This window comes from Spirosoma oryzae (genome assembly GCF_003002825.1).
In the GTDB taxonomy this organism is placed as follows: Bacteria; Bacteroidota; Bacteroidia; order Cytophagales; family Spirosomataceae; genus Spirosoma; species Spirosoma oryzae.
Genome location: NZ_PVTE01000001.1, coordinates 94,648 through 121,221, shown reverse-complemented (window position 1 = coordinate 121,221; position 26,574 = coordinate 94,648). Strand labels below are relative to the sequence as shown.

22 protein-coding genes are annotated in these 26,574 nt (G+C 53.3%); 12 read left to right on the top strand and 10 right to left on the bottom strand.

From position 1 onward, the window contains the following. The first annotated feature begins 99 nt into the window (after positions 1-99). The 5 genes from fucP to CLV58_RS00435 all read left to right on the top strand — a co-directional run bounded on the left by fucP (position 100) and on the right by CLV58_RS00435 (position 6,850). The gene (fucP, locus tag CLV58_RS00455; protein WP_106135797.1) at positions 100-1,353 is read left to right on the top strand and encodes an L-fucose:H+ symporter permease; all 1,254 of its coding nucleotides are present in this window, start codon (positions 100-102) and stop codon (positions 1,351-1,353) included. A gap of 72 nt (positions 1,354-1,425) precedes the next feature. After that, on the top strand, positions 1,426-2,217 hold the full coding sequence (locus CLV58_RS00450) for an L-fucose dehydrogenase (protein WP_106135796.1): 792 nt from the start codon (positions 1,426-1,428) through the stop codon (positions 2,215-2,217). Positions 2,218-2,221: 4 nt separating this feature from the next. Further along, complete coding sequence (locus CLV58_RS00445; RefSeq protein ID WP_106136107.1) at positions 2,222-3,238, top strand: zinc-binding alcohol dehydrogenase family protein; 1,017 nt, start codon at positions 2,222-2,224, stop codon at positions 3,236-3,238. A 221-nt stretch (positions 3,239-3,459) separates the two neighbouring features. Beyond that, complete coding sequence (locus tag CLV58_RS00440; RefSeq protein ID WP_106135795.1) at positions 3,460-5,118, top strand: alpha-L-fucosidase; 1,659 nt, start codon at positions 3,460-3,462, stop codon at positions 5,116-5,118. Between the two features lie 142 nt (positions 5,119-5,260). After that, a complete protein-coding gene (locus CLV58_RS00435) occupies positions 5,261-6,850 on the top strand; it encodes a glycoside hydrolase family 43 protein (protein ID WP_106135794.1) in 1,590 nt (529 codons plus the stop codon). A 220-nt stretch (positions 6,851-7,070) separates the two neighbouring features. On the opposite strand, the gene CLV58_RS00430 is transcribed toward CLV58_RS00435, so the two are convergent. Then, positions 7,071-8,453, bottom strand: a complete 1,383-nt coding sequence (locus CLV58_RS00430; protein ID WP_106135793.1) for a serine hydrolase — start codon at positions 8,451-8,453, stop codon at positions 7,071-7,073. 70 nt (positions 8,454-8,523) lie between these two features. Further along, a complete protein-coding gene (locus CLV58_RS00425) occupies positions 8,524-9,663 on the bottom strand; it encodes a helix-turn-helix domain-containing protein (RefSeq protein ID WP_146141325.1) in 1,140 nt (379 codons plus the stop codon). 368 nt (positions 9,664-10,031) lie between these two features. On the opposite strand from CLV58_RS00425, the gene CLV58_RS00420 reads away from it, so the two are divergent. After that, entirely contained in the window at positions 10,032-10,820 is a 789-nt protein-coding gene (locus tag CLV58_RS00420; RefSeq protein WP_170108615.1) for a CPBP family intramembrane glutamic endopeptidase, read from the top strand. A 281-nt stretch (positions 10,821-11,101) separates the two neighbouring features. Next, positions 11,102-11,341, top strand: coding sequence for a DUF4377 domain-containing protein (locus CLV58_RS00415; RefSeq protein ID WP_170108614.1), 240 nt, complete (start codon positions 11,102-11,104; stop codon positions 11,339-11,341). 259 nt (positions 11,342-11,600) lie between these two features. Here the strand turns inward: CLV58_RS00415 and CLV58_RS29090 are convergent, their stop codons facing one another. Together CLV58_RS29090 and CLV58_RS00405 are read right to left on the bottom strand one after the other, a co-directional pair. Next, positions 11,601-11,927 carry a beta-xylosidase family glycoside hydrolase gene (locus CLV58_RS29090; protein WP_106135789.1) on the bottom strand — a complete coding sequence of 109 codons (327 nt, stop codon included), beginning with the start codon at positions 11,925-11,927 and terminating at the stop codon, positions 11,601-11,603. Between the two features lie 39 nt (positions 11,928-11,966). Beyond that, entirely contained in the window at positions 11,967-12,941 is a 975-nt protein-coding gene (locus CLV58_RS00405) for a winged helix-turn-helix domain-containing protein (RefSeq protein ID WP_106135788.1), read from the bottom strand. A gap of 140 nt (positions 12,942-13,081) precedes the next feature. Here CLV58_RS00405 and CLV58_RS00400 point away from each other — a divergent pair, with 140 nt between their 5' ends. Then, positions 13,082-14,821, top strand: coding sequence for a serine hydrolase domain-containing protein (locus tag CLV58_RS00400; RefSeq protein ID WP_170108613.1), 1,740 nt, complete (start codon positions 13,082-13,084; stop codon positions 14,819-14,821). A 47-nt stretch (positions 14,822-14,868) separates the two neighbouring features. Here the strand turns inward: CLV58_RS00400 and CLV58_RS00395 are convergent, their stop codons facing one another. Both CLV58_RS00395 and CLV58_RS00390 read right to left on the bottom strand, forming a co-directional pair. Beyond that, positions 14,869-16,485, bottom strand: a complete 1,617-nt coding sequence (locus CLV58_RS00395) for a glycoside hydrolase family 43 protein (RefSeq protein WP_211300798.1) — start codon at positions 16,483-16,485, stop codon at positions 14,869-14,871. A gap of 350 nt (positions 16,486-16,835) precedes the next feature. Beyond that, on the bottom strand, positions 16,836-19,313 hold the full coding sequence (locus tag CLV58_RS00390; protein ID WP_342748891.1) for a glycoside hydrolase family 95 protein: 2,478 nt from the start codon (positions 19,311-19,313) through the stop codon (positions 16,836-16,838). 575 nt (positions 19,314-19,888) lie between these two features. On the opposite strand from CLV58_RS00390, the gene CLV58_RS27910 reads away from it, so the two are divergent. From CLV58_RS27910 to CLV58_RS00375, 4 genes are all read left to right on the top strand, one after another. After that, complete coding sequence (locus tag CLV58_RS27910; protein WP_146141323.1) at positions 19,889-20,095, top strand: hypothetical protein; 207 nt, start codon at positions 19,889-19,891, stop codon at positions 20,093-20,095. A gap of 328 nt (positions 20,096-20,423) precedes the next feature. Further along, the gene (locus CLV58_RS00385) at positions 20,424-21,605 is read left to right on the top strand and encodes a helix-turn-helix domain-containing protein (protein ID WP_106135785.1); all 1,182 of its coding nucleotides are present in this window, start codon (positions 20,424-20,426) and stop codon (positions 21,603-21,605) included. Positions 21,606-21,627: 22 nt separating this feature from the next. Continuing rightward, on the top strand, positions 21,628-22,728 hold the full coding sequence (locus tag CLV58_RS00380; protein WP_106135784.1) for a hypothetical protein: 1,101 nt from the start codon (positions 21,628-21,630) through the stop codon (positions 22,726-22,728). Between the two features lie 122 nt (positions 22,729-22,850). Then, positions 22,851-23,078 (top strand): hypothetical protein, encoded by a 228-nt coding sequence (locus CLV58_RS00375; RefSeq protein ID WP_106135783.1) that lies wholly within the window; start codon positions 22,851-22,853, stop codon positions 23,076-23,078. A 411-nt stretch (positions 23,079-23,489) separates the two neighbouring features. Here CLV58_RS00375 and CLV58_RS00370 read toward each other — a convergent pair whose 3' ends face one another. The 4 genes from CLV58_RS00370 to CLV58_RS00355 form a co-directional block, all read right to left on the bottom strand. Further along, positions 23,490-23,750: a hypothetical protein gene (locus CLV58_RS00370; RefSeq protein ID WP_106135782.1), complete on the bottom strand. Its 261-nt coding sequence runs from the start codon at positions 23,748-23,750 to the stop codon at positions 23,490-23,492. 408 nt (positions 23,751-24,158) lie between these two features. Beyond that, positions 24,159-24,470, bottom strand: coding sequence for a hypothetical protein (locus CLV58_RS00365; protein WP_106135781.1), 312 nt, complete (start codon positions 24,468-24,470; stop codon positions 24,159-24,161). 236 nt (positions 24,471-24,706) lie between these two features. Continuing rightward, on the bottom strand, positions 24,707-25,312 hold the full coding sequence (locus tag CLV58_RS00360) for a 2,3-bisphosphoglycerate-dependent phosphoglycerate mutase (RefSeq protein ID WP_106135780.1): 606 nt from the start codon (positions 25,310-25,312) through the stop codon (positions 24,707-24,709). A gap of 77 nt (positions 25,313-25,389) precedes the next feature. Then, positions 25,390-26,544, bottom strand: a complete 1,155-nt coding sequence (locus tag CLV58_RS00355) for an endonuclease/exonuclease/phosphatase family protein (RefSeq protein WP_106135779.1) — start codon at positions 26,542-26,544, stop codon at positions 25,390-25,392. Positions 26,545-26,574: the final 30 nt, after the last annotated feature.

Here is a 26,574-nt window from a genome sequence, read left to right as displayed (position 1 = left end):
TTTTCAGTTAAAATAGCTTACAATATTGATAAGTTCCTAATTAATCATCAATAAGAAATATATGTCCTTTGTGGAGTTAAAAACCCGTTGCCTGTTTCCATGAACCCAGCTCAGAACCGCTTTGCCATTGTCATTATCACGGTCCTCTTTTTCCTGTGGGGTTTTGCGCTCAACCTGAATCCGATCCTGATTCCTCACCTCAAAAAAGCCTGCCAGTTATCGGACGCCCAATCGGCGCTGATCGACTCGGCGTCCTACATCGCGTATTTCGTGGTTGCGTTGCCAGCGGGGCTGTTTGTTCGGCGGTACAGCTATAAGGCAGGTATCACACTGGGGCTGCTGTTGTTCGCGTTGGGTACGTTTCTGTTCTATCCCGCAGCCGAGCAGCGGCAGTATAGTTTGTTTCTGGTGGCACTGTTCGTGATTGCCAGCGGGCTTACGTTACTGGAAACATCGGCTAACCCGTACATGCTGGTGCTGGGACCGGCTGAGTCGGCCACGCAGCGACTCAATTTTGCGCAATCGTTCAACGGACTGGCCGCTTTCCTGGCTCCCCTGCTGGGTGGTACGTTTATTTTGTCCGGACGTACGTTATCCGCCAGTGAGCAGCAGGCGATGTCGCCCGAGCAACTGGACACGTATTTACAGGCCGAGGCTTCGTCGGTTCAGTTGCCTTTTCTCATCATCGGCATAGTTGTGCTGGTGGTCGCCATTCTCATTATCGCGACCCGCCTGCCGACTATTCAGGAAGATGATGCGCCGGCGCAGGCAAGTGGCGGTTCGCTGCTGCGCCAGACCAATTTGTGGCTGGGCGTTACGGCGCAGTTTTTCTACGTGGGTGCCCAGGTCTGTGTCAGCAGTTTCTTTATCCGATTCGTCAATCAGGTAGCGGGCATCGGCGAAAAAACGGCGGCTTATCTGTTGTCGGGAGCGCTGCTGGGCTTTATGATCGGCCGCTTTCTGGGTACGTTCCTGATGCGTTTCATAGCTCCCCCCCGCCTGCTGGCCCTGTACAGTGTATTCAACGTTGTACTGCTGATCGTTGCCGTACTCAGCCGGGGTATGATTCCGGTCTATGCCCTGATCGGCGTTGAGTTTTTCATGTCGATCATGTTCCCGACCATTTTCGCCCTGAGCATTCGGGATTTGGGGCCGAACACCAAGGTAGGCTCGTCGTTCGTCATCATGGCCATCGTGGGCGGGGCCGTCTTCCCGGTAATCATGGGGCGCGTTTCCGACCTCAGCAGCATGCAGAACGCTTACCTCGTACCCGCTATCTGCTTCTTACCCATTCTTTACTTCGCCGTGAAAAATTTCGCGGTGAAGCGCGTGACATTAACGGCTTCTCATTAAGGTTGGTAGTCCAGAAAGCCCTGTGGGTCTCCGGCAGGGCTTTTTTCTCTCAGACAATTCGCAAAAAAACATATGGATTTACAGCTCGAAAATAAAGTCATTCTCGTGACGGGTGGTGCCAAAGGAATCGGCGAAGGCATTGTCAACGTGTTGGCGGCCGAAGGGGCGATCCCGGTTATCGTTGGCCGGAGCGAAGCCGACAATCAGCAGGTGGTCGACGCGCTGAAGGCGGCTGGCAAGCAGGCGTTTCAGGTCGTTGCGGAACTAACCCGGCCGGAGGATTCGGAGAAAGCGGTCAACGCCGTTCTCGATAAATTCGGGCGGATCGACGGGCTGGTAAATAACGCCGGGGTTAACGATGGTGTCGGCCTGGAATCAGGTGACTACGATCGATTTATGGCATCGCTTCATAAAAACGTGGTGCATTATTACCTGATGGCGCACTACGCCCTGCCTGCACTCAAAGCCTCGAAAGGCGCGATTGTGAATATCACCTCGAAAACAGCCGATACGGGTCAGGGTAACACCTCGGCCTATGCAGCGGCCAACGGCGGACGCAACGCCTTGACCCGCGAATGGGCCGTCGAACTGCTGAAATACGGCATTCGGGTCAACGCCGTCGTGGTGGCCGAATGCTGGACCCCGCTGTACGAACGCTGGATTCAGTCATTGCCGAATCCGGCGGATAAACTGGCGTCCATCACCGCGCACATTCCGCTGGAAAATCGAATGACCACCGCCGAAGAAATTGCCAACACGACGGCGTTTCTGCTGTCGAACCGTTCCAGCCACACCACCGGTCAGCTGGTCTACGTTGATGGTGGGTACGTTCACCTCGACCGGGCGCTGGCCAATGCGGACTAAATCGATGAACACATTATGCTGTACTGCCCCAGGGCAGCTTACCTACGGTGTCGAAGCGATGCCCGACCGTCGACCAAACGAAGCCATTGTCCGCATCAGACGCATCGGCATCTGCGGAACCGACCTGCACGCCTACGAGGGCACGCAGCCCTACTTTTCGTATCCCCGCATCCTGGGTCACGAACTGGCCGGCGAAGTCGTCGCGATCGACGGTCCGACCACCTTCACGCCGGGCGACGCGGTAACCATCATGCCGTATTTTCACTGTGGCCACTGCATCGCCTGCCGATCGGGTAAACCCAACTGCTGCCAGCAGATGCAGGTATGTGGCGTCCACGTCGACGGGGGTATGCGCGAATACCTGTCCGTACCGGTGTCTTCGCTCCTGCCCGGCAACGGTCTGAGTTTCGACGAACTGGCGCTGGTTGAGCCGTTGGCGATTGGGGCACATGGGGTACGTCGGGCGGGCGTTCAATCCAGCGAGCACGTACTGGTGGTGGGCGCAGGGCCCATTGGTCTGGGTGTCATGGAGTTTGCCCGCATTGCCGGTGGTATCGTTACGACGCTGGATGTCAACACCAGTCGGCTGGCCTTTTGCCAGCAGCAATTGCAGGTTCCGCACGTTGTCGATGCCCGGAGCGAAAATCCGATCGAGCAGATTCGGGCCATCACCAACGGCGACATGCCTACGGTCGTCATCGACGCGACGGGGAGTTTGAAAGCCATCGAACAGGGTTTTTCGTATCTGGCCCACGGTGGCCGCTACGTACTGGTCGGGCTTCAAAAAGGGGAGATTTGCGTTAGTCACCCTGAGTTTCACAAGCGCGAAGCCACGCTGATGAGCAGCCGCAACGCGACGCGGGCGGACTTCGACCACGTTATGACGGCGCTGGCGACGGGTCAGATAAATCCGCTTACGTACATTACGCACCGGGTTTCGTTCGAACAGGTGGCCGATGCCTTCGAAAGCTGGCTCGATCCCGCTACGGGCGTTATCAAAGCGATGGTTAGTGTTCCCTAAGCGACGCTTGACAGTTTGCCCCTCCCTTGAAGGATGCTAATTTCTGTCATCCCGACGCAGGAGGGATCTTCGCTGATAGGCTGTCATTATTGCCTTTTCCGAAGATCCTTCCTGCGTCAGGATGACAAAAAAGACGATTTAAATATCTCAAAATTACTATCTAAACAACCTTTTGGAGAGCGAGGATTTACGCAGCCTATAAACCACTAACCAACATACGTATGCTAACAAGAAGACATCTGCTGAAAGGGCTGGCCAGCGCCGTGCCCGCCTGGTATCTATCCAAAGTGGAAGGGCTGGCGTTCCCAAATGCCCCGCTGGTAGCTGGTGAACCTATGGCAACCGGTAAATTCAAACCAACCTGGGAATCGCTGGCGCAGTATCAGGTACCCAACTGGTACCGCGATGCCAAATTCGGCATCTGGGCGCACTGGGGTGCGCAGTGCCAACCCGAAGCCGGCGACTGGTACGCCCGCGAGATGTACGACGAGGGTAGCTGGAAATATAATTTTCACCTGAAGAAATACGGCCCGCAATCCAAATTTGGCTTTAAGGACGTCATCAACGAATGGAAAGCCGATAAATGGAACCCGGACCAACTGCTGGCGCTCTACCAGAAGGCGGGGGCAGAATACTTCGTCGCAATGGCGAACCACCACGACAACTTCGACAACTACGACAGCAAGTACCAGTCCTGGAATTCGACCAGGCTGGGTCCGAAGAAAGACCTGATCGGTGGCTGGGCCAAGGCGGCCAAGAAACACGGGATGCACTTCGGCGTCAGTATCCACGCGGCTCACGCCTGGAGCTGGTACGAAACGGCGCAGCGTGCCGATAAGAAGGGGCCCAACGCCGGTGTCCCGTACGACGGAAAGCTCACCAAAGCCTATGGCAAAGGCACCTGGTGGGAAGGCTACGACCCGCAGGAGCTGTACGCCCAGAATCACGCCCTGAGCGAAGGCAGCGAGAACACCGGCAACATCCATAAGCAGTGGAACTGGGGCAACGGCGTCAGCGTACCATCTAAAGAGTACTGCGAGAAATTCTACAACCGCACGGTCGATCTAATCAACAAATACAACCCCGATCTGGTGTATTTCGACGATACGGCCTTGCCGCTCTGGCCCATCAGCGATGCCGGTCTGCGGATCGCAGCCCATCTGTACAACAGCAGCATGAAGCGGCACGGGGGGAAACTGGAAGCGGTGCTGAACGGCAAAGTGCTTACGCCCGAGCAGCAAAAGTGCATGGTGTGGGACATCGAGCGCGGCCAGTCGAACCAGATCGAACCCTTCGTCTGGCAAACCGATACCTGCATCGGCAGCTGGCACTACAACCGGCATATTTACGAAAACAACGAGTATAAAACCCCAAAAACCGTCATCCACACGCTGGCCGATGTGGTGAGTAAAAACGGCAACCTGCTGCTGAGCGTACCGGTCCGTGGCGATGGCTCCATCGACGAGAAGGAAACCGCCATTGTGGAGGGCATTGCCAGTTGGATGGCGGTAAACAAGGAAAGTATCCTGGGTACCCGCCCCTGGAGTGTGTTCGGCGAAGGACCGGCCATCGAATCGGCCGCTCCGCTGAGCGCGCAGGGGTTCAACGAGGGGAAAGGCAAACCGTTCGGAGCCGAAGACATCCGCTTCACCACGAAAGGGAACGCGCTCTATGCCATTGTGATGGGGTGGCCAACGGACGGGAAAGTGCGCATCAAATCGCTCCGCTCCGGCAACACGGCCCTGAAGCACAGCGTCAACAAGGTGCAGCTGCTCGGTCATTCGGAAAGTCTGTCGTTCACGCCCACGGGCGACGCTCTGGAAGTAACGCTCCCCAATCGTAAGCCCAGCGACTATGCTCACTGTCTGAAAATCACGTAGTGGATTGAGTCTGTAAAATCGGAACGCCTTAGCGGAAGGCCTGTCGTGTCGTACGGGGTTTTCGCTAAGGCGTTGTCGGTAGGTACGTAGCCTGCCAGGCCAAAAACAAAAGCATCTATACGCCAACCGGCAAACTGTTCCCATGTCGTTACGAATCATCCGTTTACTGGTACTGTGGAGCGGTAGTCTGATCGTACCATTTACGTCGTCCCACGCGCAGGAGCCAGAAAAACGGCCCGGCCAGGCTACCGCCGACAGGTACCACAATCCCATTTTACCCGGTGATTTCCAGAATACGGACGTCATCCGGGTAGGCACGACGTACTACTACATATCGGCCACGAAAGAGTTGTCGCCAGGCATGCTGATTATGACCTCCAACGACCTGGTCAACTGGAAGCCGATCGGCCACGCCGTCAATGACCTGACGCAGATTCATCCGCGCTATAACTACGACCGGATGGAAGGCAACAGCCGGGGTGTCTGGGCGGGCTCGATCCGCCATCATAACAATCGGTTTTACGTTTACTTCACCGATCCTGACTACGGCCTGTTTGTCACAACGGCCACCCGCCCCGAAGGCCCGTGGTCGGCACTGACACCTGTCAAAAAGGAAGCCGGCTGGGACGATCCCTGTCCGTTCTGGGACGACAATGGTGAGGCTTATCTGGTAATGACCCATTTTGCCGACACCTACAAAATTCGTTTGTTCAGGATGAGCCGCGACGGCAAAGCCCTGCTCGACACGGGAACGGTGCTGTATCAGGGCAAGGGCAGCGAAGCCAGTAAGCTGTATAAGATCAACGGCTACTACTACCATTTTTACAGTGAAGTAACGCCCGAAGGCCGCATTCCCTTCATGGCCCGCGCCCGCACAATTCAGGGGCCGTACACGGAACGTCGCCAACTGATTCACAAAGCCGAGGGCGAACCCAACCAGGGCGGGCTGGTGCAAACAACCGGGGGAAGCTGGTATTTTGTTACGCACCACGGAAACGCTTACTGGTGTGGCCGCGAGGCCAGTTTACTACCCGTGGTCTGGCAGGATGGCTGGCCCCTGTGGGGAAAACCGGGCACCGACGGCATCGGGAACATGGTCTGGTCAGCCGAAAAGCCTCGTCAAACCGGCCCAATCGACACCTTGCTGACCAGTGATGACTTTACGTCAGCGACACTGTCGCCCCAGTGGGAATGGTATTTTCAGCCCCGAACCGACAAATGGTCGTTGACCGAAAACCCCGGCTTTCTGCGCCTATACGCCTGCAAGCCGTTACAGCCCGACCAGATTACGAAGACGACCAACGTACTGACGCAACGCCCGCTACGGACCGACAAAAACGTCGCTACCGTGAAGATGGCTATCGCGCAGATGGTAACCGGACAGGCAGCAGGGCTAGCCTTGTTTGGCAAGACAACCGGCCGCATTCACGTCAGGCGATCAGACACAGGGTTTCGGTTTATTTGTGACCAGCCGGCTACGTCGACCGCCAGCGAAACGATCGACGCACGGACGCGGTACGTTTGGTTTCGGGCAAGCTGGAACAAGGCCGGCGAAGCGCAGTTTTCGTACAGCACCGATGGCCAGCACTTCGAGAACCTGGGGCCAGTCTATCAGCTTACCAATTTCGGCAATTACCTGGGTGCCAAGCTTGGCCTGTATACCGTAAACGACACCGCCGACAGGGGCTTTGTCGACATCGACTGGTTTCACTATCACGCCAAACGGCCGTGATTCTTTACAACTAAACGGCTCCCTGTTTCGGACGTACCTGACGAACAATTCGCGATTTGGCTCAGACCCACAAACGACTTACGGTCATTCGCGGCTCAGCCAAACGTGCTTGTTTACGGACTGGTAGAGTCAACTTGTCTCACTTTGGGACGCTTTGTTTGAGATGAACACGCAGGCCGACGTTTGAGAACCGATCGACAACAGCAGTTACTGACTGCTATCAGTCGACTTTTTTCCAGGCAAAACGTTGGCCATTCTCCTCGATAATGCAGCGCATTACCCGGCCAGACGAATCGCGCTCGAACGTCAGTCGGCTATTGTATTTCTGCGGAAAAAAGTGGTCCGTGCTACCGGCAAACAGGGCCAGCTCCGGTAGTTGATCCTTGTGATGGCCCAGCGAATACAGTTGGCCATCCCGGAGAACGATATCCATTCCGTAACCACCTGGTTGATCCGCTACGTAGCGGCCGACGTACTGCCGCAACAGCTCTGACGTCAGTTGTACCTCCTGCCTGGGTAGCCATAATTCATCGGGCATCCCAAAGACAACCACCGATAAGCTTTGCACAACGGGAAAGACGGAATCCGCGTAATTGCCGAAATTATTGACCAACACGATTGTGAGGTCTTCCGCTGGGTAGTAGACAAATTCCGCCATAAAGCCGGGATAGCCGCCACTGTGACGCAGGTAAGGCTTACCCCCAAACTGACCCGTGTACCAGCCATAACCGTAGCCATTGCGGTGGGGCGTGAAGGCCAACTGCCAGGAACGAGCTGATAGCAGTTGCCGGTTAGCGACGGTTTTGGCCCACCGTAGCATGTCACCTGTCGTGCTGTAAAGCCCGCCCGCAGCGTATAAAACGGTCGAGTCCGGGTGGGGGTAGGGTGAATAATAACGCGCCGTCAATGTATCATAACCCTGCGCCCGACTATTTGTCGGCAGATTGATAAAATCGAATCCGGAATGACGCATGCCCAGCGGTTGCAGGATCAACTCGTGCATGGCCTGTTCGTAGGGCTTGCCCGTGGCCTTCTCAATGACCAGCCCTAACAGAAAGTACCCCGAGTTGCAATAGCTGAATTGCGTACCCGGACGAAACGACAAGGGCTTACTCTGGATGACGTCGATGATGCGCTGCTTGGGCACGGGATGGCAGACCAGCGCGGAGTCCGCTTCATCGATCAAGTCTGTGTAGTTGAACAAGCCCGAGCTGTGGGTCAGTAACTGGTGAATGGTGATCGAATCCCCCCTGGCAAAGCCCGGCAGATACTGACTTACTTTGTCGTTGACCGATACCTTACCCTGCTCCTGTAGCTTCAGAATCAACGCAGCCGTGAAGGATTTGGTAATCGACAAGAGGGGAAAGCGAGTGGCGGTATCGTTGGGCGCTTTAATGGCCGCATTGCGGACTCCATACGCTTTATGCAGTAAGACTTTCCCTTTATGCAGTACCAGGGCAACGCCGTTAAAACGGTCTGCTCGCTGAGCCGCCGTTAGGTAGTCATCCAATCGTTGGGGTATCGAGCCCGCATTGGGTGACTGAGCGGAGAGCGAAAACAGGGGTACCAGGAGCGTAAAGAGTAGCGAACAAATCGTTTTCATGCGGTATTGCTTTAGGACCGCAATACCGCCACGACTATCTCCAATAGCTACGCAAATCCGGATTTGAGCCTTATTTCTTTACCAATTGCTCGTTTTGCAGGTACTGTTTTGGGGTCAGGCCCGTCACCCCCCGAAAGGACCGCTGGAAGGTCGCCTGCGAGTTGAAGCCACAGGCGAAGGCCACGCCCAGAATAGTCGAATTTTGGGATGACGGGTCGAGCAGTTTAGCTTGAACGGCGGCTACCCGATATTCGTTGATAAATGTATTGAAGCTTTTACCCAGGTGCTGGTTCAGGGTGGCCGAAATAAGTTTAGGAGCTACCCCCAGATGCTTACCGACCCGTTCGACACTCAGGTCGGCATCCAGGTAGAGTTCATCCTGCTGCATCGCTTGCTGAAGTTGCTGTAGGGTCGTTTCGATCAGTTGGGCAGGCCAGGTAACGGTGGTAGCTTTACGCGCCTGGGGTTCGACCGTGCGTAGGGCGTGTAGATAGCCCCGCAGCCCAATCCAGTAGATAAGCCCCACCAGGGGAACGTAAAGCGGATAGTAACCCACCTTGTCGAGTAGTGTATCGCGGAAGGCCGGTAACTGATAGGGAATCAGAAAAAGGAGCCACAGGACTTGAAAACTGCACCAGACCCTTAGGAGCGCGTGCAACCAGCGGAGTTGACCAGTAGCCTGAGTTGAGGGCGATGGATTAGCCTGCTCGTGCCGGTTCACCGCGCGCAGGGCCAGTCCCAGGTAAACGGTCAGCGACAGCCAGCCCGGTATGTCAACCAGCGTATCGTAGTGATGTTTGAGGTCGGCCCACCAGCCCCGGTCTGCGTAGCTAGTCAGCCCCAGCCATAAGGCGATCAGGTATAGCCAGACAATGCCTTGCTTGCCGATGTCGAGCAGGGCAGCTAGAAAGTGTAGCTGCTGCCGACGGCCCAGTTGGAAGCTATTGTCAAGTAGCGTCTGGGTATAGAAATAAATGATGGGACCGACGGGCATGACAATAATCAGGGGTACCACATCGAGTAGCAGGCTGGTCCACGGAGTTAGGGGGACGCCAATTGAGAAGCAGGCCGCAGCCAGTAGGGCCATTAGGGTGGCCAATAACCGGTTGGCGAGCGGATTACCCTGCCGATTTCGCCACAGGAGAACCGCCAGAATACTTCCTTGAAGTGACCCCAGCAGAACGAGTAGATCCGGGAATGAAACAGTCATGATCAACCAAGCAGCCGGGGCAGGTTCTCTACCTACTTCAGTAATGTTTCACTGAGAATACATATGATCTGAACCAGTAATACAGACCGATTGTCGTTTATAATCGATCACTTCGCCAGTGACTCATCCTACAGAAAAGTCTTCTGCTTATTCTTATCCGATTCGGAAGCGTACAGGGAGATAAATGGTGCCGTACTTGCTCCCAAGTGTCGTACTTTGCCCGGAGAACTAACTATACCGAGGTAAATATGATCAAATTGAGAGCTACTTTATTCTTCTTAGGATGTACCTTGCTCGGCATGTCACTAGGGTCAGCCTTGGCCCTGCTAATAGCCTATTGGGCTGGTGACATTAGCCGGATTGATTCGATGCCCCAATTCATCCGACAAGTTGCTCAGTTACCCAACGGATGGTACATAATTATCGGCGTACAAGCCGTCAGCCATCTATCCAGCTATTTAGTACCAGCATTGATTTATTGGTATCACTTCGAAACGCGTCGCTGGCCTGATTTCCAGAATAGGCCGATAGGAGCTGTTTCAGGGCTGTGGATCGGCTTGTTGAGTGTAGTTGCTATTCTGCCCATCAATGAACTAATCATCGACTGGAATCAACACCTACCCTTGCCTGCCTTATTGGGGCCTGTCGGTGAATGGATGCATCGCAAGGAGCAGGAAAGTAGTCTGCTTACGGCCCAATTAGTGACTTTCAACTCCGTTCATCAGTTGCTAATTGCGGTGGGTGTGATTGGCTTTGTGGCCGCAATAGGAGAAGAAATCTTTTTCCGAGGGGTTGTACAACATAAGTTAATGGAGTGGACGACGAATGTTCATCTGAGTATCTGGCTGGCGGCTGTTCTGTTCAGTATCGCGCACGTTCAGTTTTATGGTTTTTTCCCTAGACTCATCTTAGGGGCGTTATTTGGCTATCTATACTACTGGTCGGGCAATCTATGGGTAGCTGTCATAGCTCATCTAATTAATAACAGTTTAATCGTCATTACTCTATATTTCCAGCAACAAACTGTCTACAGACACACCAACTTTAGGGTTGATATTACGAGTTGGTTTTGGATCGTTGCTTCGCTATTCGCTGTCCTCGTATTGCTAATTCGCTTTCACCGGTTGAACCGCAATACCAGCATAAAGCCATCTTGAAAAAGAGCATCTGCGTAAGAAGCGGAACTTGAGACTGCAACTCAGGAAACGGTCGTGACTACGTACGTTTATCTTTCGGAGTGCAAGTCAAACTCGTTAAAACGAGTTTGACTTGCACTGGGTACAACGTAATCAGCCGGGAAAGGGTCTTATCAGAAAAATTGACTCACCATAAACCCCGCGAAACGTCGATGAAGCACCTTATTCGTTTATCTTCCGTTTGCTTCCTTTCGCTATTCTTGGCTTGTCATCATACCGATTTAAAGCCCGAAACGATTACGATGCGCGTAGCTGACCAGTATAAAGATTGTACGGGTGTCGGTCCACAGAAGTGTCTGTGGGTCAAAATAGGCGACGCCCCTACCTGGACGTTGCAGTACGCCGGCATCGACGGGTTTACCTACGAAGAAGGCTTCGAATACACCCTAACGGTCAACCGGGAACGGGTTGAAAATCCGCCGATGGATGGTTCCAGCGTTCGCTACACGCTCGTGAACGTCATTGACAAGACTAAACGCTGAAAACGTTCTATCCGGTCAGTGTCTAGGTTAGCTGACTTTTGTTTTTCAAAGCAATAAAAACGCTTCCTCGTCTCACGAGGGAGCGTTTTTATGCGATTAGCGTCATGCTTATTTCTCGTAAAACGTTACCAGATCAAAGCCAGGATTCAAACGCAACACTGGTACCTCCCCCTCGTAACTGATAGAAAGGCCATTGACCCGTTTGATCGTACGAAAATCGAGTAATGCACTAAAACTCCTGCGGTCGATCAAACAAGGTTTATTTTTTACTCGCTTCGCTAGCGTAGCGATACGTGAACGCGTCAACATCGATCAAACCGGCGTCGGTAGTCAGGTTGTAGTTAAAAATGCCCAGCCGATCGCCCCGGTAACTGCCCCAGACGAGTTGCGTTTTCGTTCCGATCGGCGTAAAGTTTTTGCCGTCCGTGCTGTAGAAATATTGATTTACGCCATCGAAACCCCAGGACGATTGCAGCCAGATCGTTTTCCCAGCAATCGCTGGACCCGTCGAATCGGTATCGTTGCTGTAAGAAGAAAGTCTTTTGCACGATTCTGTGATATCTTCTAACTCTATCGATTTAGCCAATTTCCTAAGGTAACTATACCTATCGTCTTAGTGGCCAACCTACAATAAGCCCGTCTGCGAGCCCCCTTTGGGCGAGTCGATTTCCAGCTTATAGCCTCGCCCATGACTATTGACAATGCGTACGGTGGGGGCAGGCTGTAGCTTCTTTCGTAATCGAGAAACAAACACGTCCAAGCTGCGACTTACAATCACGCCCTCCTCCCCCCAAACCTGTTCCATCAGTTGGTTTCGATCAATCACGACATTGGGCGAAGTCGCGAATACCTTCAGCAACTTAGACTCTTTGCTCGATAGTTCAATGCGGTCATCGCCCGACCGCAGAATCAGCTTGTCTAAGCAAAACGTGAGGGAGCCTAAGTGAACCAGATTAAGGGGGGCTACCGATTCGACACGGACAGAAGGGAGCGTTTTCCGGTTGGCTGAGCGCCAACTGATCCCGATCAGGAGAATGGGGAGAAGAAGCCAGGCCAACCACACAACACTACCGGTTGAAGCCGCCTGAACCGGCGGTTGGTCAAACTGGATTTTGATTATATAGGCCCTTTGGGTGGGCGTTCTGGTCAAACAGGCAATCGTTCTTCGATTCAACGGCTGATGGACTTCATAGCTGTAAATTACACTATCCCGCTGTTCTTGCCTGACTTCTACCAAATAGTCCAGGGCTCCCGGGTTTTGCTGCAACTGCCGATGAATAATCGACAGTAGGGAAGCGGGTGTAAAGGCAAAGGGACGTTGAAACCGAATCAGAAACGTGCGCTCATCGACCTCTTCGATAGGGGATACCCAGGAGGTGGAATCGCCTGAAGCCAGTAATAGTTCATGGCCAATTTTTCGCATAGTGACTACCATGTTCCCTCCATTACTATAGCCAGGCAGGCCCATGGCGAGTAAGAGCAGTACAGCAATCATCGCGTGTCTCATAGACCAAAAATAGGCCTTGGCAAGCGATAAATTTGAGGTTTTACACTTGGTTAACACTTTTTTACACTCGATTAACCCTTGCAGCAAAGTCATCCGCTAGATTTGAATCGTACGAGCGAAACAGCCAGAAATAGGATGTATTACCCCACCTGCTAGTTCCTGCTAATGACTAATCAACGTAATTATTCTCAGTTTAATAGTTGAGATAAATGACCATTCTGACCAAACCATCTATGAAAAACCAACGACTCTTCCTGATTCTTTTCTTTCTATTGGTTGTCGTTCACAGCCACGCGGATGATCTGGATAATTTTATTCGGAGCCAACTAAAAAAGCGAGGTATCCCCGGTTTGTCCCTTGCTATCATTCAGGACGGGAAAATTTTGAAAGCTCAGTCCTATGGATTTATTGATAAAGCTGGAAAGGTGGCCATCAACACGAACACCTTGTTTCAGGCGGGTTCGGTTAGTAAATCGGTTGCGGCAATGGGCGCTCTGTATCTTGTTGAACAAAACAAACTTTCTCTGGATGAGAATATCAACCTGAAACTTAAAAGCTGGAAAGTTCCTGACAACGCATTTACTACTGACAAAAAGGTCACACTGCGCGGCATACTCAGTCATACTGCCGGTCTTACGGTGCACGGATTCCCAGGATATGCTGTGGGCGCTCAGATCCCTTCTGTTGTTCAGATTCTGGACGGGACAGCCCCCGCAAACACACCACCGGTTCGCGTTGACTTTATTCCAGGCTCTCGTTGGCAATATTCAGGTGGCGGTTATACCGTCATGCAACAACTGATGGTGGATGTGACTGGCGTTGCTTTCCCGGAATTTATGCAAACCAATGTGCTTTTGCCACTTGGCATGAAAAACAGTACCTACCAACAACCTTTGCCAACACAGCTGGCAGCATCGACGGCAACCGGTCATTACAACAATCGACGTTTGGTGGAAGGGCGCTGGCACGTTTATCCAGAGATGGCGGCCGCAGGGTTATGGACTACGCCATCTGATCTGGCTCGATTCGCGATCGGTATTCAGAATGCTTATGCTGGAAAATCAGGCGGTGTATTGTCCCGGTCCATGGTCCGCCAAATGTTGACAGATCAGAAGAACAGGGATGGACTTGGTGTTTTTTTACAGGGTGACAGTGCTACGCTACGCTTCGGGCACAATGGGCGCGACGAGGGTTTTGATGCGTTACTGACCGCTAGTGTGAATAAGGGACAAGGCGTGGTGATCATGATTAATGCGAATGATAACTCGCACATGATGGACAGGATTGTTGGCTTTATCGCTAACTATTACCACTGGGATGGGTTTCCCGTATTGACTAGACCAACTGCGGTAGCTGTGGATGACAGAGCGCTAACAGCTTTCGAAGGTCGCTATGAATTGTTCAACAATCGAATCGTCACTTTCAAGGCTGATAATCACCGACTATTTACGTTAGAAGATGGTTTTGTCGACGAAGAGTTTGTACCCGTCGCTACGCATACGTTTACATCGACTGATCGTAATGTTTCGGTGAGATTCATTGCCGACACCACTGGCAATGTAACTGGCTTCAGGCTTGAAGACAAAGATCAGGGTTATGAGCGAACAGTGCCCCGTATTGGGCCGCTTGCCGATGCGTATAAACCTGATACCGATCCAGATTCGTCTCGTATTCCTAAAATCATGACGGCTTTGCAGGCTATGCTAAAAGGTGGTAAACTATTGGAAGAGGCACCGGGCCTCACTTCGGGAGCCAAACGCGATTTTGCCGAAGGAATGCGCGAGCCGGAAACATTGAAATCATTGACGTTCATTCATTCGGAAAACGTTACAGGCCGGGGCATTCAACGTCATCAAAGCACCGTAAGCGAGATAGTGACTTACCAATTGACGTCCAATCAGCCCGACACATACATACTGGTCTATCTGACAACTGACGGCTTGGTTACGGATTTCGATCTGGTTGAAAAATAATAGCCAGGTGAATCACGCGTGTGCTTCTCCCGAAGAATTACCCAACACTATTTTTTACTCACTTCGCTAGCATAGCGATACGTGAACGCGTCAACATCGATCAAACCGGCGTCGGTAGTCAGGTTGTAGTTAAAAATGCCCAGCCGATCGCCCCGGTAACTGCCCCAGACGAGTTGCGTTTTCGTTCCGATCGGCGTAAAGTTTTTGCCGTCCGTGCTGTAGAAATATTGATTTACGCCATCGAAACCCCAGGATGATTGCAGCCAGATCGTTTTCCCAGCAATCGCTGGACCCGTCGAATCGGTATCGTTGACGGTGTATACCAGGTACCGTTTGCCAGCCTGTTGTTTTATACCCAGTGCGCTGTAGCTGGCCGTCGACAGATGTGTCAGGCCGGCATGTTGCCCGTCGGCCATACCGCTCAGGTCAATCTTGACGGTGGCTACGTTCGATGCCGTCCGCATGCTGCGCTGGGTGATGGTGTTGCCAACCCGGAGCAGTACTTTTTTCGGATTCTGCGGATCGATCGGGCGAAAGGCGTGTAGTCGGAGAAAGCCCCGCCGGTCGGTCAGCGACCATTTGTCGGACCGGGGTTGGTAGTTCCATTCCCATTGGGGCAGTAACTTGGTGCTGGTAAACGCATCGTCGGTCTGCATACGCAAGGGGGTACCTTTACCGGTAATCGGCTTTTTGGCCGACCAGACCATGTTCCCGATGCCGTCGGGGCCCACCGCCCCGACGATGGGCCAGCCATCTGCCCAGGTTACGGGCAGTAAACTGGCCGCCCGCCCTTCCCAATCGCCGGTGCCATGATGGGTAAAGAACCACCACGCGCCGTCTGGCAGCTGCATCAGCCCCCCCTGATTAGGCTCTTTATCGGTTGCCGCGTTGACGTGGTTGAGCTGCCGGATTTCCCAGGGGCCGTCCAGGCTTTTTGACCGCTCCATCATCATCACCCGCCCTTCCTTGTTGACCTCGCTGAAGTAGTGGTAATACAGGCCGTTGATTTTGTAGAGCTTGTTTGCCTCGCTTCCCTGCGACTGGTGAATGATTTGGTCCGACTCCATAATCAGGCGCTTGCCATCCGGGGTCATCTTAAACAGGTGGATGTTGTACTTCTTCCCGTTTTTCGGATCAAGCCCAAACTGGGTAGCGATGAAATACAATTGCCCGTCGTCGTCGCGGAAGGAACAGCAATCGTCCCAGCCCTGCACTTTCCAGAGCTGATGAAGGGGCTCCCAGGGACCAGCCGGATTGGTAGCACTGCTCATGAAGAAGCCATCGTCGGGCGTACCAAAATACACCCAGAACTTATTGTTGTAGTACCGGATCGACCCCGCCCAGATCCCTTTTCCGTAGCTGTTCATTTTGTCCCAGTTGAGGTCGGGACTTATCCGCGTGAGGTCGTCGGCAACGTGACTCAGCAACTCCCAGTTGACCAGATCTTTAGAATGCAGCACTGCCATGCCGGGTGAATACTGCATGGTGGATGAAATGGCGTAGTAGTCGTTGCCGACGCGAATGGCATCCAGATCACTAAAATCGCTGGGGATGACCGGGTTGCGGTAGGTTCCATTTCCCTGATCGCCCCATTGTTCTGTTTGTTGCCCCCTTGCGGTCAGCCCGAAAAACGACAGCAACACCAGCACTGAAAGTACGCTCAACCTGTTCATATTTATTCCGTAATTGATAAAGAAGCTGTTTAGGATTTTCATTTTCTACCTAGAATAGGTCGATTAAGAAAACGTTTTTGTCATTCCGACCGGCCCGCCGGAGCGGCAGGAGGAATGACCAAACTCGCGACTTAGTTACTCCTAAACAGCTTTAAAGTCACTGGCCGCTTTCGGGCAATCAATTTCTTTATTGTGAATCGATCAGCGACAAAACAAGCACTACCCATCAGGCCACCAGACCACTAATTTGCCGATCGTCGGGCCAAAACTGGATGTGCTTGTTTATTCGTTTGTGTAGCCCTAAGCATAGACGGTTGTTGCTACACGACTGAGGCAGTTTCCTAGTTAGCCAATACGGTGTATACTTTCCCTTTTTCGGTTTTCAGCCGCAACACGTAGCCTTCGTCGGTTTTTACGGCGGTTTGCTTACTACCCTGAATGCGAACGGGTACCTTGGTGAGCAACGCCAAATCACCACCGGTCAGCGATTTTAGGGTAGCACCAGTAAGGGTCGACTTTTTCCAGTTCATGCTCACCTCGAAACCGCCCCTTGCTTTCAATCCCGTTACGCGGCCTTCCGACCATGCATCGGGTACGGCGGGTAGCAGGTGAATCTTGTCCAGATGACTTTGCAACAGCATCTCCGCCATACCTGCCGTACCGGCGAAGTTGCCGTCGATCTGGAACGGTGGGTGCGCGTCGAAGAAGTTGGGATAGGTCCCCCCACCCCGGCTCATCTGCGTGCCCGTCGTGTTGACATATTGCATCAGCTGGCGGATGAGCGAATAGGCGTGATTACCGTCCTGCAACCGGGCCCACCAGTTTATTTTCCAGCCTTTGCTCCAGCCCGTACCTTCGTCGCCCCGGAGTTCCAGCGTCTTGCGGGCGGCCGCGAAAAGGGCTGGTGTTTGCGTGGTAATCTGCCGACCCGGATGGAGCCCAAACAGGTGTGATACGTGCCGGTGGTGCGGGTCGGTTTCGCGAAATTCCTGATTCCATTCCAGCAACTGACCCTGCTTGCCGATCTGAAGGGGCAACAATTGACTGCGCTTGGCGATCAACTGGTCCCGGAAAGCTTTATCCTGGTTCAGTACAGTGGAGGCCTCAATCAGATTGGTGAACAAATCCCAGATAATCGACATATCCATCGTGGTACCTACCGATACCCCCTGTTGCTTGCCGTTCGCGTCGAAGAATTTGTTTTCGGGCGTGGTCGAGGGGGCGGTTACCAGCTTGCCGTTTTTGTCGGGCACCAGCCAGTCGATCGAGAACAAAGCCGCCTGTTTCATGATCGGGTAAGCCTGCTCAGCCAGAAATTTTTTGTCGCCCGTAAACTGGTAATGCTCCCACAGATGCTGACACAGCCAGTTGCCACCCATCGGCCAGTTGGCCCAGACCGGATCGCCATCGCCCCGGTCACCGACGGCGTTGCTGAGTCCCCAGATGTCGGAGTTGTGGTGAGCGACCCAGCCTTTAGCGTTGTAGTACTCCTGGGCCGTTACGTGCCCGGTAGTGGCCAGATTCGGAATCCAGTCGAGCAGGGCGGTGTGCATCTCCGATAAATTCGTGACCTCAGCGGGCCAGTAATTCATCTCGGTGTTGATGTTGATGGTGTAGTTCGAACTCCAGGGTGCCCGCAGCTCCTTGTTCCAGATGCCTTGCAGGTTTGCGGGTGGACCATCTGGACGGGAAGACGAAATCAGTAGGTAGCGGCCATACTGAAAATACAGCGTTTCCAGGCTGGGATCGTAGCGGCCCGTGGAGTACGCTTTCAACCGATCGTCGCTGGGCAGCGATGTGCTGGGATTCGACGCCAGCGTATCCCGGACGGAAAACGTGCAGCGGTCAAAATAACGCCGGTAGTCGGCCTGGTGAGCGTTTAACAGCGTTGGGTACGGTTGCGCGGTAGCCTTGGCCATGTACGAAGCAGCCAGTTTTTTTTCGTCTTTGCCGTCCTTGTCCGGGCATTTGTCGAACCCGTTGAAGCTGGTCGCGGCTGTTACGTAAAGGATCACCTCGCTGGCTTTGTCGATGTGGATACCCGCCGTGTCGGTCTTGACCGAACCATCTTTGGCCACCGCTTTGATACGATACTGAAAGCGCATACCGTTGCAGCCGGTGGTGTCGTCGTACACAACCGGTTGCCGCCCCTTGGGATTGTAGTAGTTTGGATCGACGCGAGCGGGGGCTTTTCCATTGATGACCAGTTCGTTCGCCCCCTGAGTGGCTTTCTGGATGCGTAGTTTGGATTGGGTAGCCACATCCAGACTCAATTGCCGGGCTTTGTCGGCGCTGAGTCGAATGACCAGGACGTTAGCCGGTGCGGAGGTGAAGAGTTCGCGTTTAAAGGTAACCCCGCCCTGGGTAAAGCGGGTGGTAGCAAGGGCATTAGCAATACCCAGGTCGCGGTAATAGTTGGTTGGCGCGCCCGTGGGGAGGTGTTGCTTGATCATCAAATCTGACAGGGGCAGGTAGGATTCCGTGTAAAAACCCTGTAGCTTTTTAGTCAGCTCATCGGCCTTGGCATAATCTTCCTGGTTGAGCAGGGCCTCCCGGATGGCGGGCAGGTACGTAGCAGCCTGCGGATTGACGCCTTTTTTAACGGGTCCACCCGACCAGAGCGTCGATTCGTTGAGTTGAATCAGTTCCTGCTCGACGCCACCGAACACCATCGCGCCAATTCGCCCGTTGCCGAGTGGTAAAGCCTCGACCCATTGGGTAGCGGGCTTATCGTACCAGAGTTTCGGCGTTGTTTGCGCGTGTAGGGTACTGGTGCCGAGTACGAGTAACAGGCAACTGGAAAAAAGTTGTTTCATCATGCGTAGAAAAGAGGAAATGGTAACCAAGACTAATCACCGCCATTCACTTTTTAGCGGTTATCAGACAGTATGTCTGGACTCAGTCGGGCAAGTTAATCGGAAAAGGCACCATCCGCACCCAAAACAGCTCTTAGGGGACCCGTCTGCTTTAACCAGCGTTGGTAAAGCAAACGGGTCCGTTGGCCTCAGCCCGACCAGCAACGGCCAGCTGGAATCCCTTACTGGTATAGGTATGCGCCCATCCAGTCACAGGGCTACCCATCGCTAATGACAAAACCGTCGTCGCAGCCGCCACACAAAGGGCTAAACGCCCCGTCTGCGCCGGAAAATCACTACTACCTGGTAGTACTTTATTTTTTCATACGACCAAAAATAGATTCGATTGTAAGTCATTGATTAGGCGTTACGGTGGGCATTTAAAGCGCGATCAACACTATCATCGTCGGTTACGGTGGGTAGATGATAGTTCTCGTTGCATTGACCGATACAAAAGAAAAGTATTCTTAAACCAATAAAATATAGATCTTATCCAATTAGTAAGTAATTTTAACATAGCGTTACGTAGACATATGCTAGTGAACTGGTTAGTCGGCTACACCAACGAACCGGTTATCAACGCGGGCGGGCTTCAGACCGGGAAACCCGTGTTCACCCCGAAGAAGGACACCCGTTTCCGGTCGCGGTTAAAAATGGGGGTAACGCTGGCACACGCTGGGCTGTGCCGCCCCGGGCGGGCAATTATCACGTCAGGGCACGCTTCGCTCCGATGGGTACGAACCTAATACGGCATCCCCGCAACGAAGCGTTTCTAGACGTCGCGCTGCGCTATATCGATGTCGAAACGGGCCGCTCTGCGATTGACTGACCCGGCCTATCAATCATCCTATACAGCTAAGCGCATGAAGAAATACATCCTGACATCAGTCAGCCTTTTTCAGAACGAGACAAGCATAGTGTACTCCATACAATACCAACACGTGTAACGCTGGCGCTACCCTGTAAAGATTGCAGCGTGGCTGGGGTATGATCGCGTCAGAACGCATGGAAAAGTAGCCTGGCAGCCGGTAGTATAAACGTATTATCGGCCTTTAGCCATAAAACGGGACACCCATGCCGGATCTACTCCTTAACGCGCTCACGGCAGGTTCGGCCATTGCGATAGCCTTTCTCTGCCTGGCGAGCCGTCGACCTCCCAATCAGCGGGCCATCCGCTGGTTCGGCCTGTTCGTTCTTTGCGTGGGGTTTGCCTTACTCAGTCACAGTGCCTGGCTGGGCGGGTATACGCAAGCGTACCCGTATCTGGTACCGGTCTGCGAACTGACCCGCTTTGCCATGGCTCCCGCGCTGTATCTGAGCATCTGGCATTTCACCCATCCCCAGCCAATGAAAGCGGCTCATTGTCGCCAGCACTTTATGCCGGCCCTGCTCTTCCTCGGGATACTACTGCCTTCTTTTATTCCTGACCGTAGCGACGTATGGGCAGTTCCTCTCATCAGCTTACCACCGGCTGTCGATCGGGCATTGGGCCAACTCGTGTCTTACGGACTAAAACTTCAACTAATCGTTTACTGGCTTCTCTCCTGGCGGTTAGTTGATCAACACCAGCGGCACATCCGCCAGCTTGCCGCTACCATTCAGCACATTCAGCTGCGGTGGTTGTATGGCCTGTTGGGTACCATCGCGGGTATGACTATCCTCTGGCTGATTCAGGTATCCATGTCCCAGAACACACTCGATCAATACATGGGTTACGGCTATTTTGGGAGCCTGTTTCTGATGAGTTTCTTCCTGATCCGGCAACCCGAAGTGTTCGCCCTTGATCAGACCGGCAGGCAGGCCGTTCAGGTTTTGCTGGCGGAACAGGATGCGCCAGCGCCCTCGGTCAAACCGGTCCGGTTACAACCCCAGGAAATGACCCAGCTAAAAGAGCGTCTTGACCGATTGCTAACTCACGACAAGGTGTTTATGGATGCCGATCTGGATTTAGCGAAACTGGCGAAGCGGCTCTCAATATCCATAAACGATTTGTCGTTTCTCATCAACGAAGGCTACGGCATCAATTTCTTTACCCTGATCAACCAGTATCGAATAAACGAAGCCTGTCGACTGATGGGGTCGCCGGCACATCGGCATTTAAGTATTCTGGGCATTGCCTACGAAGTGGGCTTCAGCGCGAAGACCACGTTCAACACGGCCTTCAAAAAACAGGTCGGCCAAACACCGTCGAACTATTTAAAAACGGTAAAACACCAGAAAGACGTACCGATGTACCCATCCGAACGACCGGTGTGAGCAATCTCCCGACTGTTGCGTCATGGATACACACAACATACCGTCGAGGCAATCGTCGTCGCCGGGCAGCAAGCTGGGACTTGTTTTAAGTAGTGGTTTGGTAAGCGGCTTCGTCGTACATCGCGTTGCTAAAAAGTACCTGTCTCCGTGGCTACCCAGCCCGGTCATCGTCGGCGTATCAATCGCCCTGCTGTTCGCTGGTCTGCTCGTCCTGCTGATTGATCGGCAGCAGGCCCGAACCGGGAAACACGGCAAGGGTCGGCTGATGAGTCTCCTCCCCTACAGCATCGTGTACTGGCTGGCGCTGGACCTGTCGCTGTTTGGCTTCCAGAAAATTCTCCACCTGCAAATGATTGTTCCCCTCGGTCTGCTGGATACACCCTTCAGCAGTCTGAGCGGGGAGAACCTGGTCTGGGCATTTTACCGGTGGTCTTACCCCTTCACGCTGTTCATCGCCGGCCTACAGATCAGCAGTGCCTATCTGTTGCTGTTCGCCCGAACGCGCCTGCTGGCCCTGCTGATCGCCCTGCCCATGTTGGTGCATATCATCGCCATGGATTATTGCTATGCAATGCCGACCTGGGTTATGCTTCACGCGGTAGTCTTACTGACAGGAGTTCTCTCGCTACTTAGCCTCGATTACCACCGAATCAAGGCCTTTTTACTCAGTACCGTACAAGGGCTACAGCCACTCCCTTATGCACCGGCTATCCAGATAGGTATCAAGCTGTCGGTATTGCTACTGCCCGTTCTTTTGCTAAGTGTCTACGCGTTTCCGAATAAGCATCCTCAGTTTACGGGCAGCTACCGGGCCAGCAATTTACGTATCGACGGACAAGCCCGCGTGGCCCGCACCCCGAAAGACAGCGTGCTGACGGGCGTTTATCTGGATCTGGACGACGAGTTTGCCTTCGACTTTAATGACTATCGGTATCGCTACATCGGAACGTACCACTATCAGCCGGAAACTGACTCGCTGATAGTCCATTGGCGTTATCCGAACAGGAACATCGCACCGCTCAGGGGTCGCTTGACGAGAGAAGGTACGGGCTTACGGCTGGACGGTCAGCTGGCTAATCAACACCTGCAACTACACCTGGAGAGACGGCCCGAACAGCGATAGCCCGGGCGGGCCTTGCGTAAATAGCCCAACTACCTCACCTGTCTGTACTGTCTGATCGAGCTTTATGTTTGGAGATACAACGCGCGAAGGCGCAGTGCCAATTTGTGGCCGACATAAGCCGAATGATAGGTTCAACCGATGTCGTTTATAGTAAACTCGTCGATTCGATCACGTTTTATCTGCCCAAACACAAGGGTGTACTGATTATCGACAGCGCTGAATTCAGCGTCGACCTGGTTCGTGAACAGTACCAGAAGATGGTTGTCGACTGGCTCACGGAAGCGGCCCACCAGGCTAAGGCGTTGACCATGTCTGACGCTTCGCAGCCTGTACAGACCCTACCCGACTAAGTCTGGCTGCGTCGCTCATGCAGAGCTGGCGGCCAATAAACACGCGTTTATTCTGACCGTTTGCTCAATTAGCTACTGAAATCCACAGAAAAATTACGTAAGACGGGACTCCCCCTTTTTTCCATCGATCAGTTGGTCTATAAAGCTCTATTTGTGTGTATTACCTGTTGACATTCTTATCAGACGGGCATGAATAGTACCCTTTTTTAGCGCTTAATCCCCCTTTTTTACCCGTTATAAACTGGTTAAGATTTTTCTGATAAAGTTTTGATGCAGTTATTTGAAGTATCAAACACGCCCTCGGGCGTGAATGGTGTGGATAGAAGCGAAAAGCCTGGTACCATTGGCACCAGGCTTTTTTGTTTATATCCAAAGAAATTGGCCGAATCCGATCGCTGTTTAGCGTATGACTCAGGCCTGCCCCAACTGGCGACGGATGAAATCGCGGTCCTGATCGACGACGATTCCATCGGCCATCAGCTCAAGCGCGCGGGCTGGCAAGGTAATCGTTTTGAAACCGGCCGACGTACTGACGACGACGCCACAGGTATAGTCGGTGCGCATGGCATGACCCAGGTACTGTGCTGTTCGCGGACTAGCCGTGTTAAGCAGCGTCTGAATTAGCTGCGGCTGCTCTCCCGCGCTGATATGGACATTGTTTCTGATGTTCATGGTTTTGTTGAGTACTATTGTTCATCTGTTGTTTACTATAACTAATTATAGGCTGGGAGCGGTTCAAAAAAATCCTATGACGCTATGTTCGCTCACCCTGTTAGGCGATGCCTGTTTGCTTCGAATATAACGGTGTGATAGCGATCGTCAGTATAAACGCAATATCGGTTCGAACAACCGGTCTATTTTTACGTATCTAGTAACCGGGGCGCTTCCGGCGGTAGTTGGAAGAACGTATAGCTAGTAACGTAGTCTGCCTGCAAACAGCCGACACATCAGTACACGTTGACGGGAGGCCCTGACCCATGGCGCAACAAAACAGTATATTGAATTAGCGGGCGATTGGCCGGGGTATGTTAGTCGTTATGTCCGCTGCGGGCCGGTTGTATCCGTTACGAATCGACCATTTTAGGCCATCCGCGCATGCGCCGGACAGGGCGGAACAGCGCGTTCGTTAACCAGCTCAGCGTTACGTAATTCCATCAGGAAGCGCCAGTCGTCAGCAGACAGGTGTTTTTCCAGGTACCTATCCATCGTACCGTATTGCTGTTGTAGCCAAGCCGGATGCTGACTATGCGCCTGCCGGACGCAGTGTAGTACACGGCCAATCTGCCGAATTAGAATCCGCTGCTGAACGCGCTCGATCGGTTGATCCAGTAACGCAGCGATGGTAGCCTTACATACCGCCCGAGCCGATCTTTTATACAACGTCCAGACCATATCGTAATCGACCGTGTGCGCTCTATTTGCTCACGATCTTACAATATTCAGCACTTCCCCAATAAAAACAAATAGTTTATATAAAATATTTTTAAGTAACAATCAAAAGCCTATAAGTAGTCAACAACTGACTTACTGACACAATTCATGAGAAGATGTGTTTGCATTTATCGACTTAGGTTCGGTGCGTACCTGTGGCTAATCAGCCGTTCTAACGCTGCTATAGCGTTGTACGCTTATTTACCCAGTTGTCGGAACGTAGCTGTTGCCGGGTCGTAATCGTATTGGCGGGGGACGCCCGTTGCCAGTTCCACTTTCTCGATATGGTCGGGGCTAATATTTTCCAGTCGCATCAGCAACGCGCGCAGGCTATTGCCGTGAGCAACAATCAACACGGCTTCGTCGCGGTTCAGGTGGGGCAGAATGGTTTGGTCGAAGTAGGGCACTACCCGATCGACGGTATCGTGCAGGCTCTCGCCATTAGGGGGACGTTCGTCGTAGCTACGTCGCCAGCGAAATACCTGTTCAGCCCCAAACCGCTCTTCGGCTTCGGCTTTGTTTGTCCCCTGCAAATCGCCGTACATCCGCTCATTCAGGGCAGCGCTGCGCTCGACGGGCAACTCCGTTTGCCCGGTTTCGTGCAGAATGATCGTCATCGTATCGATCGCCCGTTGCAGCACCGACGTAAAGCCAATCGTGAATCGGTCGTTTTTGAGCAGTGTCCCGGCTTCGCGGGCTTCATGCCGCCCCAGATCGGTCAGGGGGGTGTCGACATTACCGGTGAAGCGGTTTTCCAGATTGAACTGTGATTGGCCGTGACGGACCAGAACGAGAAGGGGCATAGCTACGGTACGAAAACAAGGTGTTGTTCTTAGCTAAATCCGCCCGACCCTTGATTTGTTTGCGCTACGTACGGTGTCTAGCGCTGTGCCAATACCTCCGGTGTCCGGGTCAGTGATTTCTTGAGGATGTACTGCGCCATAACCGGGAAGTGGTCGGAAAACGTCACCCCCGACAGGGTGCGGCAGGAGGTCACGTGCCAGTCGGGGCTAAAGAATTGCTGATCGATACGGACGCAGTACGGGTGTCGGTTCAGCGTAAAGCCGAAGCCCTCGCCGGCTTCTTCAAAGGCGTTACGGAAGTTACGCCGTAGCTTACCGTAAGCGTAGCCAAAGGGCGTTTCGTTGAAATCTCCGCAGATAATTACCGGGTAGCGACTACCCGACACGTACTGCTCCACTTCCCGAATCTGCTCGTCGCGCCGGTCGAACCCTTCTTTCAGGCGCTGAAACGTGTCGCCCAGTTCGGCGAAAAAACGACCTAGCCGCCCCGTCCGCCCGGCCTGATACGCCTGTTCGACGCGGACGCCCATCGACCACAGATGCACGTTCACTACCCGCACCGTATCCCGTCCATAGGCGACGTCGGCGCAGAGAAACCCGTTGATGTCGGGGGCATTGCCCCGCTTCCAGATACGCCCGTATTGCCGGACAATCGGATACTGGGAAAACAGGGCCAGCCCCACCTGTCGGTTGCCCGAGAAGCGGGTCAGGCGGGTTAGCCGGTCGGGATATTGTTTTTCCAGATCGGCGTTAGGGGCGTATTCCTGAAAGCAGGCAATGTCGGCGCGTAGCGTACGAATACCCGTGTTAGCCGCCGGGTTAAAACACTCGCCGTTGAAGCTAAGCACACTCAGAGCCTGGGCCGAGACGGTAGCGGGCAGCTCATTTCCATAACCGAACAGTCGTTTGCCGATGGGCAATGTCAGCACCAGCCAGACCAGCCCCACCGTTCCGGCCAGTCGCTCGTTCTGCCGCAGCAGGTACAGACTCGCAACCAGTCCGCTCAGCATGGCTACGGGCAGACTCATCATCACGAAGCCGCCAATCCAGCGCCCTACCGATGGCTGATAGCAGAACGCCATCGTTAAAAACAGATAGACGAGCGCGGAGCAGGCCCGTGGATGACGACGCCAGCACTGCACGGTTGCCTGCGTCCAGTCGAGCGTGGTCTGGGCAACCAGCAGCCCGATTGCCAACAGTTCAAATAATCCGTTTTGTAGCTGACGCTTCATTACTTATTCCTTTTCGGTTTACGGTTTACG

Coding starts and splice junctions, on each gene's coding strand:
- CLV58_RS00425 (WP_146141325.1), bottom strand. CDS start 9,663: ATGACTGTTTCATTCCCGGATCTACTCGTTCTGCTGGGGTCACTTCAA.
- CLV58_RS00385 (WP_106135785.1), top strand. CDS start 20,424: ATGCCGGATCTACTCCTTAACGCGCTCACGGCAGGTTCGGCCATTGCG.
- CLV58_RS00450 (WP_106135796.1), top strand. CDS start 1,426: ATGGATTTACAGCTCGAAAATAAAGTCATTCTCGTGACGGGTGGTGCC.
- CLV58_RS00365 (WP_106135781.1), bottom strand. CDS start 24,470: ATGGTCTGGACGTTGTATAAAAGATCGGCTCGGGCGGTATGTAAGGCT.
- CLV58_RS00430 (WP_106135793.1), bottom strand. CDS start 8,453: ATGAAAACGATTTGTTCGCTACTCTTTACGCTCCTGGTACCCCTGTTT.
- fucP (WP_106135797.1), top strand. CDS start 100: ATGAACCCAGCTCAGAACCGCTTTGCCATTGTCATTATCACGGTCCTC.
- CLV58_RS00355 (WP_106135779.1), bottom strand. CDS start 26,544: ATGAAGCGTCAGCTACAAAACGGATTATTTGAACTGTTGGCAATCGGG.
- CLV58_RS00435 (WP_106135794.1), top strand. CDS start 5,261: ATGTCGTTACGAATCATCCGTTTACTGGTACTGTGGAGCGGTAGTCTG.
- CLV58_RS00370 (WP_106135782.1), bottom strand. CDS start 23,750: ATGAACATCAGAAACAATGTCCATATCAGCGCGGGAGAGCAGCCGCAG.
- CLV58_RS00420 (WP_170108615.1), top strand. CDS start 10,032: ATGCCCCAATTCATCCGACAAGTTGCTCAGTTACCCAACGGATGGTAC.
- CLV58_RS00440 (WP_106135795.1), top strand. CDS start 3,460: ATGCTAACAAGAAGACATCTGCTGAAAGGGCTGGCCAGCGCCGTGCCC.
- CLV58_RS00380 (WP_106135784.1), top strand. CDS start 21,628: ATGGATACACACAACATACCGTCGAGGCAATCGTCGTCGCCGGGCAGC.
- CLV58_RS00405 (WP_106135788.1), bottom strand. CDS start 12,941: ATGACTTTGCTGCAAGGGTTAATCGAGTGTAAAAAAGTGTTAACCAAG.
- CLV58_RS00400 (WP_170108613.1), top strand. CDS start 13,082: ATGAAAAACCAACGACTCTTCCTGATTCTTTTCTTTCTATTGGTTGTC.
- CLV58_RS00360 (WP_106135780.1), bottom strand. CDS start 25,312: ATGCCCCTTCTCGTTCTGGTCCGTCACGGCCAATCACAGTTCAATCTG.
- CLV58_RS00445 (WP_106136107.1), top strand. CDS start 2,222: ATGAACACATTATGCTGTACTGCCCCAGGGCAGCTTACCTACGGTGTC.
- CLV58_RS00390 (WP_342748891.1), bottom strand. CDS start 19,313: ATGATGAAACAACTTTTTTCCAGTTGCCTGTTACTCGTACTCGGCACC.
- CLV58_RS00375 (WP_106135783.1), top strand. CDS start 22,851: ATGATAGGTTCAACCGATGTCGTTTATAGTAAACTCGTCGATTCGATC.
- CLV58_RS00415 (WP_170108614.1), top strand. CDS start 11,102: ATGCGCGTAGCTGACCAGTATAAAGATTGTACGGGTGTCGGTCCACAG.